Origin of the sequence: Phenylobacterium sp. (assembly GCF_004799395.1) — a bacterium.
GTDB lineage: Bacteria > Pseudomonadota > Alphaproteobacteria > Caulobacterales > Caulobacteraceae > Phenylobacterium.
Genome location: NZ_SSMZ01000232.1, coordinates 1 through 13740 on the forward strand (window position 1 = coordinate 1; position 13740 = coordinate 13740).

Genomic DNA, 13740 nt, shown 5'->3' on the forward strand with positions numbered 1-13740 from the left:
CGGCGGCTGGGCGTGCCCATACCGCCGCGCCGTCATCGACACATGGGCGACCAACACCGGCCATTGCTCGAACAGGTCGCGCGCGTCTGGGGTGCGGAGCGGCTGCGCCCCGGTCGCATCGGCCACGGCGGCGCGCGGGCCGGGCAGCACCACCAGCGCGGGGGCGAGATCGAGGGAGGCGGGGACCTGAGTCACCCGGGATTGTTAGCGGGAGTCTGTTGGGAACGGAATGGGAACCCGCCTAAGGCGTCATGCATCCTTCCGGCTAGCGAGACATTCAACTTCGCTTGCGACGTACGTAGTTCCGGCTTCAGTGCGAATGTCGGACGGGGGACCACATCAACCGCCCATCCTTGCGCGAAGCGCTCAAGCCGGTCGCGGCCCGCACGGGCAACCCACCTGCCTGCGGAGGCTGCTCGAGGACCGAACGCGAGACGCCCTCTCCGCGGATGCGGCGAAGAGCGCCCAGCAAAAAGGACCCCAGCGCGTACGCCGAGGTCCTCCGCGCGTTTCACCCCACCGCGATCACTTGTTCTCGGCGTGCTCCTCGGCCTTTTCGAGCTGCACCTTCAGCGGGTTCGGCACGAGGTCGTTCATGGCGCCGGAATAGGCGTCCACTCCGGCCCCGATGAGGCCGCCCAGGATGACATTTCCGGCCATCGCCGCGCCACCGGCGCCCGCCACATGGTGGGTGACGTGGCCGGTCCAGGGCTTGTAGCCGGCCTTGGTGATAGTGACGTCGAACTCGGACTTCCTCGGCATCTTGAAGGTGCAGGGCGTAGCGTCGCACGCAAATTGATTTGTGGTCTTCACCGCCGCGCCGGATGGCTCGGTGTTCACGCTCCACGTGTCGTTCGAGCCCCGCGTAACCGTCGCGCAGGCGCTAAGGCCGAGGCAAAGCCCCGCCACAACTAAGATTCGCATTTGGTAGTCCCCCCTAAGCTTGACTGTAGTGAGGCTCACGGACGGGCATTGGTCAACGACAGATTGCAAATTCGGAACTAGCCCTGAAATGCGCGAGTAACGCCGACCGCGTCCGTGAACGGGTTTCGCAGGCGGGCTCAATTGTCGGCAGTTGCGCCCCCCCCGCTCATCCCCGCAGAGGCGGGATAGCCCCGCGCCGACGGGCCTCGCGCCAAGTCCCGATAGTGGAATCCGCAGCCCACGATCCCCGAGGCGTTGCGCTCGGACTTCGGGCAGTCCTTCGGCCTCAGGGTGTTCAGGATATTGACCAGCCCGGCGTCGGGCGCGAACCGCGCGCGCAGATCGGCCAGCGCCCTGCGCTCGGCGTGGGGGCAGCGCGTGCAGGCAAACCAGACGTCGCCGCGCGCGTCGCCGGTCAGCTCGCTCAAGGGAACCTGCTGGCGCATCGGCGCGAAGTCGCGGGTCTTCATGTAGCCCGGCGGCGGCATTGTCTCGCGGACCATCTGCGTGCCTCCCAGGGAGAACATAAGCAGAACATTCGAGGCGCGCGAGTCGCAAATGAGGGCTGGCCCGGCGCGACCGCCGGCGTCCCTTCCCGCCTCCGTGAAACCCCTTACGGATCATTCCGAAATTGAGGGCGCCCGCCGAAGCGTCTTAGCTGAACGAAGGGCGGCGAACCGCCCGTGGGAGGATGCAATGTCCAGTGACCTGCGCGTGCTGGTGGTGGACGATCACCCGGTGAACCGGCTGGTTCTCTCGGAGATCTTCACCCATCTCGGTTGCGACGTCTGCGTCGCCGAGGATGGGGCGCAGGCGCTGACCACCTCAAGCGTCGACCACTTCGACCTGATCTGCCTCGATCGGCACATGCCGGGCCTGTCCGGCGACGAAGTCGCCTGCAGCTTGCCGGACGAACAGTTCGTGCTGGCCTGGTCGACCGACCTCGCCGACCTGCCTGACCGCTTCAACGGGACCCTGTCCAAGCCGGTGAGCCTGCTCGCCGTGCAGGGCGCGATCCTGCGGGCGCGCGCCTGGCGCGATCGGATCGCTGTGCGCAGCTCCCGCCTGCCGCCGGCGGCCGCCGCCTGAGCGCAACTGTGCGTCCCGGCCTTCCCCTTCTGGGAAAACCGGGATGACAGATCCGCCTTGTGGCGTGTGGCCCCTAGGCCTTGACGTTGAACAGCTTGCCCGGATTGGAATTGCTGTCGGAGGATCCGGAGTCGCCGTCCGGCGTGCCCGTCGTATTGACGGATTGCACAACGCCTTGGGTGTTGGTCACGGTGGTGGTGATCGTCCCGTCCGAGTTGGTCACGGACGTCGAGGTGGTGGCGCTGGAGGAGCTGCTGGCTCCGCCACCGCCGCCGCCGCTGCTTGCGCCTTGGGTGGCGCCTGCGCCCCCGGCCGGAACGGTCGGGGCCGGTGGAGTCGCGGCAGAAATCGGCGATAGTCCGCCGCCCGCGCCGCTAATAGCGGGTATAGCACTCATGACTTTGCTCCTGAATGAGCTCAGCCCCCCGCTTCAGGGTCCTCCTCGAACGCTAAGGAAGTCCTAAGGCAGCTCGCGAACCCAGATGTTGCGGAAGCTGAGCGGCGGGCTCGGGTCGCCGTGCGCTTGCAGCTTGATCGGGGCGCGGTCGTAGGCCTTGTAATACGGCTTGCCGATGTAGAGCGTCTCGCCGGTCAGCACCGTGTCGTTCTGCACCAGCACGCCGTTGTGGAAGGCCGTGACCTTGGCCGGCGTCCTGACCTTCCCGTCGGGCCCGAAGGTCGGCGCGGTCCAGACCACGTCATAGGTCTGCCAGGCGCCGGGCGGGCGCATGGAATTCACCAGCGGCGGGCTCTGCTTGTACATGCTGGCCGCCTGGCCGTTGACGTAGGTCTCGTTCTTGTAGCTGTCGAGGATCTGCAGCTCGTAGCCCGCGTCGCCCGGCCCGGTGCCGGCCAGGAAGACGCCGGAGTTTCCCCGCGCCTGGCCGGAGCCGGTGACGTCGGTCGGCACCCGCCACTCCAGGTGCAGCTGGTAGTTCTTGAAGGTCTTCTTGGTCTCGATGTTGCCGTGGGTCTTGGAGACCACCAGCACGCCGTCCTTCACGTCCCAGCCGGCCGGCGACTTGTCCTTGGTCTGCACCCACTGATCGAGACCCTTGCCGTCGAACAGCACGATGGCGTCGGACGGCGCCTGGCCATACGTCTTGCCCGGCGTCACCACCGGCGGGACCGGCGTCCACTGCTCGGTGTCCTGCGGCTTGGCGGTCGACCCCGCCGGCGGCGGCACCGCCTGGGCCAGGGCCCCGGAGGCGGCGAATAGCAACAGGCCCGCGGCGGCGGCGGCGAGGTTCGATTTCATGCTCAGAGTTCCCAACCCTTGCGGTATTCTCGGCTCAGGTACTGGTTGGCGCTGGCGACGTTGGTCACCCGGCCGGCCACGCCGTCGTACTCGATCGCCTGGTCGGCCTGCAGCGCGACGACGCCCAGGTTCATGGTCTCGTTCAGCTGAGTGGCGTACGCGAACGGACAGGAGATCTTCTCCGTGCCACGGATGGCGCGGATCCAGTTCATCTCGTGGCCCTGCAGGCCGCCCTCGATGCGCGGCAGCGACTGCGGGATCTTGGCCGCCGCGGCGTCCAGGCCCTCGCCAATCAGCACCGGCTTCTCGCCATAGGTTTCGTGCATCAGCATGCCGCGGGCGCCAATGAACAGAACCCCGCCGTCGCCGCTCATCGACATGTTGGCGGGGAAGCCGGGCGGCGTCGGCGGCAGCATTCCGCCGTCGTACCAGACCATGGTCAGGGGTCCGCCTTTCGCGTGGCCGAACTCGTAGTGCGTGACGCTGGCCAGCGGATAACTGGTGATCACCGGCGGGCGCTTGGTGTCCCAAAGGCTGGCGTTGCCGGCCCATCGGGAGTGGCGGGTCTCCACCTTGGTGGGCAGGCCCGGTTCCAGCGACCAGAAGGGGAAGTCGATCAGGTGCGCGCCCATGTCGCCCAGCGCCCCGGACCCGAACGGCGTCCAGCCGCGCCAGTTGAAGGCCGCGTAGTCGGGGTTGTAACCCCAGTCGACATTGGCCGGCCCGAGCCAGGTCGCCCAGTCCAGGCTGCCCGGCGCGCCGACCGCTGCGGGCTTGGCGACCCCTTGCGGCCACACCGGCCGGTTGGTCCAGACGTGGACCTCGTGGACCGGGCCGATCACCCCGCCGCGGATCAGCTCGACCACGCGGCGCCCGTCGTCGCCGGAGTGGCCCTGGTTGCCCATCTGGGTGACCATCTTCGGATTGGCCGCCGCCAGCGCCGCCAGCTTGCGGCTCTCGGTGATATTGTAGGTGAGCGGCTTCTGCACGAAGACGTGGTGGCCGCGCTCCATCGCCCAGCGCGCCGCCACCGCATGGTGGTGGTCGGGCGTGGCGATCAGGACCGCGTCGATGTCCTTCTGCGCATCCAGCATCTTGCGGTAGTCGGTGTAGCGGGTGGCCTTGTCGTAGGCCGCCTTCAGCGGCTCCTTGGCCGGCGCGATCCAGCCGCTCTTGTCGACCAGGGCGTGCAGCACGTGGTCGTAGTCCACGTCCGCCGTCGCCACGATGTTCTGGCCGGTCAGCTTGGTCATGTTGGCCGCGCCCTGGCCGCCGGCGCCGATCACCGCGATGTTGACCTTGTCGCTGGCCGCGGTCGGCTTCTTCTTGTCCGCCGCGAACGCCGCGCCCGCCAGGCCCGCCGCCGCCAGCCCCGCCGCCGCGCCCAGCGCTCCGCGCCGCGTCAGCCCGCCCGGCCCCAGGCGCCGACCGCTCACATCATAGACCGCCATCGCCCGTCTCTCCCCGAAACCTATTTGTTGCCGGGCATTGGGCAGTGGGATGCGGATATTGGCAAGGGCGGGCGGCTCTCAGCCTGGATTTGCAACGGTCCCGCCGGTGTCGTCATATCCACTCGCCCAACGAGAAGAGAGCTGACCATGTCCGCCCGCGAGCCGGTGTTGAATCCGATCCCGATCAAGAGCCTGCGGCCGACCCAGATGACCGTGGGCTTCCGCGAAGTCGCCGAAAAGCGCCGGCAATGGCGTGAGCAGTCCGACGAGAAGGGCTCCGAATTCCTCGGCAGGCACATGGTGCCGGTGGTCGTGGGACCCAAGGGCCATCCCTATGTCATCGACCATCATCATCTGTGCCGGGCCCTGATGGCGGAGGGGGTCGCTGACATCCTGGTGAATGTGATGGCGGACCTGAGGGCGCTGAAGAAGCCGGAGTTCTGGATCTATCTCGACAACCGCGACTGGTGCCACCTCTACGACAGCGAGGGCCAGCGGCGCGACTTCGCCGACGTTCCGTCGTCCCTGGCCGGCATGACCGACGATCCCTACCGCAGCCTGGCCGGGGAGCTGCGCCGCGCCGGCGGCTTCGCCAAGGACATCACGCCCTTCAGCGAGTTCATCTGGGCCGATTTCCTGCGCCGGCGGGTGAAGCTGAAGCTGGTCGAGGGCAACTTCTCCGCCGCCCTCACCCAGGCGCTGCAGTTGGCGAAGGACGAGGCCGCGGCCTACCTGCCCGGCTGGTGCGGCCCGAACCCGATCGTCTGAGCTCGGCCGCCGCGCTTCTAGGCCGTCATGAACCCCAGGTTCTGGGTCGGGAAATTGGCAAGCCGGGGGAAGATCGTCGCCAGCTGCGCCGGGGTGACGCCGAGCCACGTCGCCATGGTGGCCATGTAGGTCTCCACCGAGGTGGTGGGGATCAGAGCCGTGCCGCTGGCGTCGGGGTTGACGAAGGCCGGCGTCGAGCCGCTGGCCAGCTTGTCGACGCCCAGCGTCGGATAGGCGCCGTAGATATCGCCGCCCTTCACCGCGCCGCCAACCACCAGATGGTGGCCGCCCCAGGCGTGGTCGGTGCCGTCGCCGTTGGTGGTGAAGGTGCGGTTGAAGTCCGAGGCGGTGAAGGCGGTCACCGCCTGTGACAGGCCGACCTGGGTCAGGGCGGTATCTAGGTAGGTCAGCGCATGGTCGAGCTGGGCCAGCAGCAGGCCCTGGCGCGGGTTCTCTCCGTCGTGGGTGTCGAAGCTGCCGTACTGGACGAAGAACACCTGGCGCTGGACCCCGAGCGAGGCGTGGGCCACGGCGGTCTGCACCACCGCCTCCAGTTGGTCGGCCAGCGGGTTGTCGGCGACCTTGCCGGCGATCGGGTCCGTGAAGGCGGGCGGCATCGGCACGCTCGCGTAGGCGCCCCCTGCCGCGGACAGCGCCGCGTCGTAGACCACCGAGGTTTGGATCGAGCGCGTCACCGCCGCGGCGTAGGTCTGGACCAGCTGGTTTGGCGACGAGGCGTCCTGCAGGCTGGCGCGCAGCTCGGCGAGGAAGGTGGCGCATTCGTTGTAGGCGCCGCTCGCCGCGGTCAGGGTGATGGTCTGGGCCGAAGCCTTGTTGGACGCGTAGTTGACCCGGAACGACTTGGTGGCGACGCCCTGCGGAAACGGCGTGTTCCCGGCGGTGGTGATCGAAGAGAAGTCGCCGCCCGTCTGCGCCGCCTGGAAGCTGTCGGCGATCAGACCGCCCCAGCCCGTCGCGGCCCCGTCGAGCTGGCCCGACTGCCAGGCCGCCTGCTGGTCGGCGTGGGAGAACAGCCGCTGGGGGATCTGGGTGGTCGCCGTGGGGTAGGTGTAGGTCGCCTTGGTGAGCGGCGCGAGCAGCGTGCCGACGTTGGCGATTGCGGCGACCTTGCCTGCGGCGAACAGGCCCTGGGTGGCGCTCAGCATAGGGTGGAGCGCGAAGGTCCGCGCCTGGTCGGCGGTCCCAACCTTGTTGGCGGCGGGGACCAGCTGCGGGGTTTTGGGCGAGATCGGCAGGACGCCGCCCCAATGCTCAGGCTGGTCGGTGGTCTTGACCGCGCGGCCGGTGACGCTGGAAGTTCCGCCGATGGCCACAGGCGGGGTTCCGGGCGGCATCAGGGCGATAGGGTCGCTGCCGGAAATCCGCGCCGCCCAATACTGGGCGAAGCCGCCCTGGTCGGTGGCCAGCAACAGGTTGTTGGAGTCGTTGCCGCCGGTCATGAAGATGCAGACCAGAGCACGGTAGGGCGCGTTCGGCCCCGCGGCCTGGGCCGCCGCCTTGCCGATGGCCGAGAGGTTGAGCGCCAGCGGGGCGGCCGCGCCATAGAGCGCCATCCCCGCCAAGAGGCGCCGCCGCGAAGGTCCTTGGGTCCTGGTGGTCATCGCCGCCCCCTAGCCTTGGACCAGATATTCGGGCGAGGTCAGCACGATCATCAGCGCGTTCCTCGCCTTGTCGAGCCGCACCTGCGCCCGCTGCGCCGCGGTCGGCGCCCTGGCCGCCGAGGCCGTGCCGGTCAGCACCCGCCCAAGCCGCGCCGAGACGGTCGAGCTCATCTGGCCGCCGAAGTAGTAGAGGTTCAGCCTGTCGATCAGGGTCTGGTTGGTGTCGGGGTCGGCGGCGTTGGCGGGGGTGAGCGCGGCGATCTCCTGGGCGTAGGTCGTGACCACGTCGCCGCCGGGCCAGCCCTTGTTCTGGATGACCTGCAGGATGGTGTTGGCGTAGCCGGCGACGGTCAGCACGTCGGCGGCCTGGAACTCCGGCGCCACGAGGCCGGCCGCGGCGATGGCCGAGCCCTGCGGCGTGTAGTCGGGCGCCCAGAAGTTGAAGACCGAGGACGCCTCCAGCGGCGCCTGCGCCAGCGCCGTCGGCGAGACGAAGTCCTCATACTGGCTGAAGTTGCCGCCGGGCGTCGAAGCCGCCGCCGTGGAGGTCGCCGCGCTGACCCGCAGCCAGTGGCTCATGCGCAGCACGGGCTCCTTCAGCTTGCCTGCAGTGGGCGACGTCGACGGCGTCAGATTCAGCGCCTCGGCGTCGGTGAGCACCGCCTTCAGCGTGGCGAAGAGATCACCCCGGGCGTTGGCAGCCGTCCCGTTGAAGACGGCCGCGACGCGGCTGACATAGGCCGGGCTGGGGTTGCTGGTCACGAACCGCTGGATCAGCCGGTAGCCGATGAACGGGCCGACGTTCGGGTGGTTGAAGATGGTGCTGAGCGCCGTGTTCAGATCCTGGATCTGGTAGGCCTTCAGCGCCGCCATGCCCCCGGCCGTCGTCGGCGAAGGGCCGGCGTAGGCCGGGCTGGTCTGCCCCAGGTAGGTCTTGGCCAGCTGCGAATGGTCGGTCGGATAGGCGATCAGAGGCTGCACATCCGGCGAACTGGCGTCCGTCCCGTCGCCGGGTTGGGTGTAGAAGGTCTTCGCGGTCGGGTTGGCGCTGTACCAGCCCCAGCCGGTCAGGGCCTTCGCCAGGTCGGCGATGTCGGCGTGCGCATAGGTCGGGATCGGCGCGCCGGAGGCGTCGGTCTTGGCCGTGCCGTCGGGGTTAAGCTGATAGAGCCCGATCGACATCAGCTGCATGATCTCGCGGGCGTAGTTCTCGTCGGGCTCGCGCGATGGGTCGTTGTCGGCCTGCTGGTTGCCGATGATGTTGAGATAGATGCCCATAGCCGGATGCAGGGTCACGGCATGCATCAGGTCGAGATAGTTGCCGAAGGCGTGCGCGCTCAGCATGTCGTACCAGGACGCCCCGATCCGAGGCGTAATGGTCGAGCCGCTGAACGATACGACCATGATCTCCGAGAGCGCCAGGACCATGCGGTGGCGCAGCTGGTCGTCGCCGGTGACGGCGCGGGCCCAGAAGCTCTCCTGGAACTGCAGGCTGGTGACCTTCTTCAGGTTCACTTTCGCCGGTGTGGTCCCGGGCGCGGCCGCTGCGGCCGCGGCGGCGACCGCGGCCTGATAGTCGGCCTTGAAGTCGGCGGTACGGCGAATGATCCAGTCCAGATGGAAGCTCGGCGTGGCGGCCCAGTAGCCCGGCGTCCCGCCAGGCGTCGGCGCGGCGGCGGCCTGGGTCTTGAACCAGGTGTCGGTCCCGCCCGTGGCGAGTGCGGCGACCGAGGCGTCGCTGGCCCCGAAGGTGGCGCGGTTCAGGAAGGCGGCGGCCAGCTTGCTGTCGCCGGTCACCGATCCGGTGGTCAGGTTGCCGAATGCCGACGCCAGCTTCGAAACCGCGACCGCCGCAGCCCCTGCCGCGGCGACGCCCAGCACCAGCTTGCCTGCCGTAGAACCCTCAGTCGCCATCGCTCACCCCCCGTGGCTTGGCCGGCGTCGACGCCCAATACGCTGCGAACAGCGTTCTCCCGATATGTGGTTCCGAACGTGAACCCCGTCTGAACGGCAGCGCTACGAGCGGTTATCCCTGTCACGAACGACGCCCTGGCGCCGACGCTGCCTCAGGGCTCTGAGCGGGGTGTGCGCAATTGACGCCGCAGCTCAGTGCGTCATGAGCGGCTGTGCGGCCGGCCCGCCCGGTCAGGAGCAGTCCGACAGGTGCAGCATGGCGGCCTTGGCGGCCGTCGCGGGCGTCACCGAGGCGAACACCACCGCCGCCGTCACCTCGGCCAGCTTGAGCTGGTTCATCGCCTCCAGGCCGCTCATGTCCGGCAGGTCCGCGCCCAGGATGATCACGTCGAACGCCGCCTGCTGCGCCAGGCTGACACCCTCCGCGCCGGCCGACGCCGTCTCGACGATGAAGGCCTCCGCCCCAAGGATCATGGCCAGGCTGCGCGCCACCAGCGGCTCGCCATGGATCACCAGGGCGGTACGGAGCTTCGCCTTCGATCGACCGATGAAGATGTCTTCGTCGTCGATCACCAGGGCGTTTGCGGCCATCGGGGTCTCCTGTGCGGATCGGTTGGCGGCCTTACGGATCATGACCGACCGGCCGCCTCGTCCGGCCACACCGACCGGATGGCGGCGATGAGGTCGGCGCCCACGAAGGGCATCTCCAGGACGGCGATCCGCTGCGAGCGGGCGAAGACGGTGCGTAGCGCCTCGCCGTCCCCGGTGATCAGCACGATCAGCCCATCCCAGGGACGCTCGCGCAGGCCGGCGACGAAGACCGCGGGGTCGGGCGTCAGGAGCTGCGCGTCGACGATCAGGGTCATGGCGATGTCCAGGGGCAGCCGCTCAAGCCCCTGCGCCGGATCGAAGAGGAAGGCGTTCAAGCCGCCGGCGATGAGGGCAAGCTCCAGCGACCCTGCCAGAACCTGATCCCGCACGACGACGATCGCGCTGGCCTGTGGCTTCGATGCTGCCGGCACGGCCTGGAGGGTCCTCGCGCCAGCCCCGCGGAATGCGGGGGATCCGGGCGACGCCGGGACCCTAGAAGGCGTTCCAGCCCGCCCCAACTCAGGGAAACTACGGGGGGCGGAGGCCCACAGGGCGGGCGATCTTGGCCCATGAGTGATGACAAAGATTTCAGATTGAAACAGACCAGCCTTCATGGTGTCGGGCAGAATTGGGTGGCTTGACCGGCCAAAACACAACCACTGCGACAAGAATGCCCCTGGCATAGGTTGTTGGAATGTGGCCAGCTTGCTGTTGGATAACGCCGTTCGAGGTGCTCATGGACTTGGGAGTCGCGCAGCGGTTGCGGCAGCCGGAGCGATTTGCGGTGTTCATCGCAGTCGTTGTGGTGGCTATCGCGATCAGCGCGCTCCTCGGGTGGCGGGTCGGCAGCGTCCCATTGACCTCGGTCATCGTCGGAGCCGTCGCTCTGCAGCCGACCACGGCGATCGCGCTGATCGTCGGGGCGTTCGGACTCGCCGCCGGTGCGATGCGCCAACGCTGGACGTCGCGGGCCGCCGGCGCCGTCCTGGTCGGCGCGTGCCTTTATTGGCTCTTTGCCTACGTGTCGCCCCACGCGGTCCCCGTCGATTTGCTGCTGTTTCGCGACCGGGTCCTCGCCCAGCAGCCGCTGCCGCTTTGGCCCGGCCGGCCCAGCATCATCACCTGTGTGGTGATTGCGCTGTTCGGCGCCTCCCTCACCGGCGTGGGCGTGCGCCAGCCGCGGCTGAAGCTCCTGGCGATTGGCGCCGCCAGCCTCGGCGCGCTCATCGCCAGCCTGTCGATCCTGCCCTACCTGCTGCAGGATCCCACGCAGCTCACCATCCTGCACCAGAGCCTGCGCATCGCGCTAAATACATCCGTCGGCGTCGGCGCGCTGTGCGCTGGAGTGCTGATCCTTAAGCGCGACAGCGGCTGGGTGCGGCTGGTGGCTGGCGGGGGCGAGCAGGGGCGGATCGCCCGCGTGCTGGTGCCGGTGGCGCTGGTCCCTGTCGCGTTCGGCATGCTGGCCAACGTCGGCGTTCGCACAGGCCTCTACGGACCCGACGTGCGGATGCTGCTGATCATCGTACTGAGCGCCGTGGCCCTGCTCTTCCTGGCCTTCTGGGCCGCCAGGACAATGGGCCGGGAGCGCAACCGCCGCGAAATCCTGGTCAGCGCTCTCGAGCGCTCCACGGTGATGATCGTCGATGGGAGTGGCAGGCTGCAGCATTGGCCGCCCGCCTGTGAAGCCCTCTACGGCTGGACCGCGGCCGAAGTGCTCGGCCGCCGGCCAGGCGAATTCCTGAACGTCGAAGGCGCTTCCGTCCGCGAAGCGACCCGCGCCGCCATCCGGGAGCACGGAGAATGGCGTGGGGAAATCCAGCACTGGACCAAGGCCGGCGGCATCCGCTGGGTGGCGCTGCAATGGGTGCTTCAGCATGCCGGCGACGGCGATGACCGCGTCGTCGGCACCATCAGCGACATCACCGACCTCAAGCTGGCGGAAGCGTCCCTGCGCGAGAGTCAGGAGCGCCTGACGCTGGCCGTCGGCGCCTATGACCTCGGCATCTACGACATCGACGTGCCGGCGGACGTGCTCTTCGCCGACGAGGGTATGGAGCGCCTGTTTGGCGTCGAGCCGGGCGGGATGAACGGGTCGCTCGCCGTCCTGCGCGGGCGGATCGTTGACGGCGACGTTCTGACCGCGCGCCGTCTAGCCGAAGAGGCGGTGGCGCGCCGTCTGCCGGCGATGATCGACGACATGTGCATTCTCCGTCCGGACGGAGAAATTCGATACCTGTACGGCTCGCGCCGGTTTTTCTATTCCGAGGCAGGCGTCCATGTCCGGACAATCGGGGTCTACCGCGACGTCACCGAGCTAAAGCTCGCGGAGGCGGTCGCGAAGGAGAACCAGGAACGCCTGAAGCTGGCTGTCGACGCCTATCACCTGGGTATCGCCGACGCCGACATCGTCAATCGCACCATCGTCGCCGACACCGGCTTCGAGCGCCTTCTGGCCCTGCCCGAGGGCGGCCTGGAGGGAAGTCTCGCCAAGTTGGACGCCATGGTCGTCTGGAAAGATCCGGATCGCGACCTGGATATCGCCGCCCACAAGCCGCAGCAGTTCGATGACGTGCGCATGCGCCGTGCCGACGGCGAGATCCGCGACTTCCACGGCGTGCGGCGGTTCTTCTATTCGCCGGAGGGCGCCCATGTGCGCACCATCGGCATCTACCGCGACGTCACCGACGAACGCCGCGCCCAGGCCGAGCTCGCCGTGCGCGGCGATCACCTGTCCCAGCTCCGCGCTGAGCTCGCCCACGTCTCCCGGCTGAGCGCCATGGGCGAGATGGCCGCCGCCCTGGCCCATGAGCTCAACCAGCCGCTGACCGCCATCGGCAACTCCGTGGGCGCGCTCAAGATCATGCTCAGCGATGGCGGCCGCACCCTCGACGACGCCGCCCGCGCGCGCATCGTGCGCGCCGCCAACCAGGCCGAGGGCCAGGCAGTGCGCGCCGGCGAGATCGTGCGGCGCCTGCGCGATTTCATCGCCCGGGGCGAGGCCGACGCCCGCATTGAGCAGCTTGACCATTTGATCGAGGACGCCGTGGCGCTGGGAGCGCCCAACGCCAAGGCTGACGGAACCGATATTCATTTCGAGTTCTCGCCCAAGGCCGGCCGCGTGCTCGCCGACCGAATCCAGATCCAGCAGATCCTGGTCAACCTGGTCCGCAACGCCACCGAAGCCATGCGCGGCCGGCCCGCGCCTCACGTGCTCACCATCAGCACGATGGCCAAGGAGGGCATGGTCGAGGTCTCGGTCCGCGACAACGGCCCCGGCGTGGCGCTGGATTTCGCCACCCAGCTGTTCTCGCCGTTCCGCTCTACCAAGAACGACGGCATGGGCGTGGGCCTGTCCATCTGCCGTCGCATCGTCGAGGCGCACGGCGGGCGGATGTGGCTGGAAGACTCCGAAGGTCCCGGCGCCGATTTCCGCTTCACGATCCCCCTGGTGACCAAGGAATTGCAGCATGCCTAGCCGGCGGACCATGCACATCGTGGACGACGACGACGACGTCCGGGAATCGGCCGCACTGCTGCTTGAAGCGTCCGGCTATGCCGTCACCACCTATGCCTCGGGCGTCGAGTTCCTGGCCAAGGTCGACCCCACGATCCCCGCCTGCGTCCTGCTCGACATCCACATGCCGCAGATGGACGGCCTGGAGGTGCAGCGCCGGATGGTCGAGCGCGGCATAGGGTTTCCGGTCATCGTGCTCACCGGCCAGGGCGACATTTCCATTGCTGTCCAGGCCATGAAGTACGGCGCCTTCGAGTTCCTCGAAAAACCCTATCTGAATGACGTTCTGCTGGAGGCGGCCCGCGACGCTTTCGTCAAGCTGGAGACGGTCAGCGAAGACCGCGCCATGACCGCCCAGGCCAAGGCCGGCGTCGCCAAGCTGACCCCCCGCGAGACCGAGGTCCTGAGCGCCCTGTTGGCCGGTCTCCCCAACAAGCTCATCGCCTTCGAACTCGAGATCAGCGTCCGCACCGTTGAGATCTACCGCGCCAACGTCATGGACAAGCTGGATGCCCGCAGCCTCTCCACCGCCGTGCGCATCGCGCTCGCGGCAGGGGTCGAGCCGCTGATTGCGGGACGCGGGCGCTAGGCGCCGCATCGTCATCG

General features: G+C 68.4%; 14 protein-coding genes. 4 read left to right on the forward strand and 10 right to left on the reverse strand.

Features of this window, described 5'->3' with window-relative positions; translation table 11 throughout:
• From E8A12_RS14540 to E8A12_RS14550, 3 genes are all read right to left on the reverse strand, one after another.
• Positions 1–195 (reverse strand): hypothetical protein (locus E8A12_RS14540; protein ID WP_293370007.1); only part of this gene is annotated, 195 nt, incomplete at its 3' end.
• Positions 196–525: 330 nt separating this feature from the next.
• Entirely contained in the window at positions 526–840 is a 315-nt protein-coding gene (locus tag E8A12_RS14545; protein WP_293370010.1) for a translation initiation factor 2, read from the reverse strand.
• A 221-nt stretch (positions 841–1061) separates the two neighbouring features.
• Positions 1062–1427: a hypothetical protein gene (locus E8A12_RS14550; protein ID WP_293370013.1), complete on the reverse strand. Its 366-nt coding sequence runs from the start codon at positions 1425–1427 to the stop codon at positions 1062–1064.
• Positions 1428–1620: 193 nt separating this feature from the next.
• Between E8A12_RS14550 and E8A12_RS14555 the strand changes: the two genes are divergently transcribed.
• The gene (locus E8A12_RS14555) at positions 1621–2013 is read left to right on the forward strand and encodes a response regulator (protein WP_293370015.1); all 393 of its coding nucleotides are present in this window, start codon (positions 1621–1623) and stop codon (positions 2011–2013) included.
• 73 nt (positions 2014–2086) lie between these two features.
• Here E8A12_RS14555 and E8A12_RS14560 read toward each other — a convergent pair whose 3' ends face one another.
• The 3 genes from E8A12_RS14560 to E8A12_RS14570 all read right to left on the reverse strand — a co-directional run bounded on the left by E8A12_RS14560 (position 2087) and on the right by E8A12_RS14570 (position 4722).
• Complete coding sequence (locus E8A12_RS14560; RefSeq protein ID WP_293370017.1) at positions 2087–2410, reverse strand: hypothetical protein; 324 nt, start codon at positions 2408–2410, stop codon at positions 2087–2089.
• Between the two features lie 63 nt (positions 2411–2473).
• Complete coding sequence (locus E8A12_RS14565; protein ID WP_293370019.1) at positions 2474–3271, reverse strand: DUF1080 domain-containing protein; 798 nt, start codon at positions 3269–3271, stop codon at positions 2474–2476.
• A 2-nt stretch (positions 3272–3273) separates the two neighbouring features.
• Complete coding sequence (locus E8A12_RS14570) at positions 3274–4722, reverse strand: Gfo/Idh/MocA family oxidoreductase (protein WP_293370022.1); 1449 nt, start codon at positions 4720–4722, stop codon at positions 3274–3276.
• A gap of 147 nt (positions 4723–4869) precedes the next feature.
• On the opposite strand from E8A12_RS14570, the gene E8A12_RS14575 reads away from it, so the two are divergent.
• The gene (locus E8A12_RS14575) at positions 4870–5490 is read left to right on the forward strand and encodes a ParB-like protein (protein ID WP_293370024.1); all 621 of its coding nucleotides are present in this window, start codon (positions 4870–4872) and stop codon (positions 5488–5490) included.
• Between the two features lie 17 nt (positions 5491–5507).
• On the opposite strand, the gene E8A12_RS14580 is transcribed toward E8A12_RS14575, so the two are convergent.
• The 4 genes from E8A12_RS14580 to E8A12_RS14595 form a co-directional block, all read right to left on the reverse strand.
• On the reverse strand, positions 5508–7112 hold the full coding sequence (locus tag E8A12_RS14580; protein ID WP_293370026.1) for a DUF1501 domain-containing protein: 1605 nt from the start codon (positions 7110–7112) through the stop codon (positions 5508–5510).
• A gap of 9 nt (positions 7113–7121) precedes the next feature.
• Positions 7122–9026, reverse strand: coding sequence for a DUF1800 family protein (locus E8A12_RS14585; RefSeq protein ID WP_293370028.1), 1905 nt, complete (start codon positions 9024–9026; stop codon positions 7122–7124).
• A 231-nt stretch (positions 9027–9257) separates the two neighbouring features.
• Positions 9258–9617 (reverse strand): response regulator, encoded by a 360-nt coding sequence (locus E8A12_RS14590; RefSeq protein ID WP_293370030.1) that lies wholly within the window; start codon positions 9615–9617, stop codon positions 9258–9260.
• 38 nt (positions 9618–9655) lie between these two features.
• Positions 9656–10048, reverse strand: a complete 393-nt coding sequence (locus tag E8A12_RS14595) for a hypothetical protein (RefSeq protein WP_293370032.1) — start codon at positions 10046–10048, stop codon at positions 9656–9658.
• A gap of 305 nt (positions 10049–10353) precedes the next feature.
• Here E8A12_RS14595 and E8A12_RS14600 point away from each other — a divergent pair, with 305 nt between their 5' ends.
• Positions 10354–13095, forward strand: a complete 2742-nt coding sequence (locus tag E8A12_RS14600; RefSeq protein WP_293370035.1) for a PAS domain-containing sensor histidine kinase — start codon at positions 10354–10356, stop codon at positions 13093–13095.
• Complete coding sequence (locus E8A12_RS14605; RefSeq protein ID WP_293370037.1) at positions 13088–13723, forward strand: response regulator; 636 nt, start codon at positions 13088–13090, stop codon at positions 13721–13723. Before E8A12_RS14600 ends, E8A12_RS14605 begins: the two co-directional genes overlap by 8 nt.
• Positions 13724–13740: the final 17 nt, after the last annotated feature.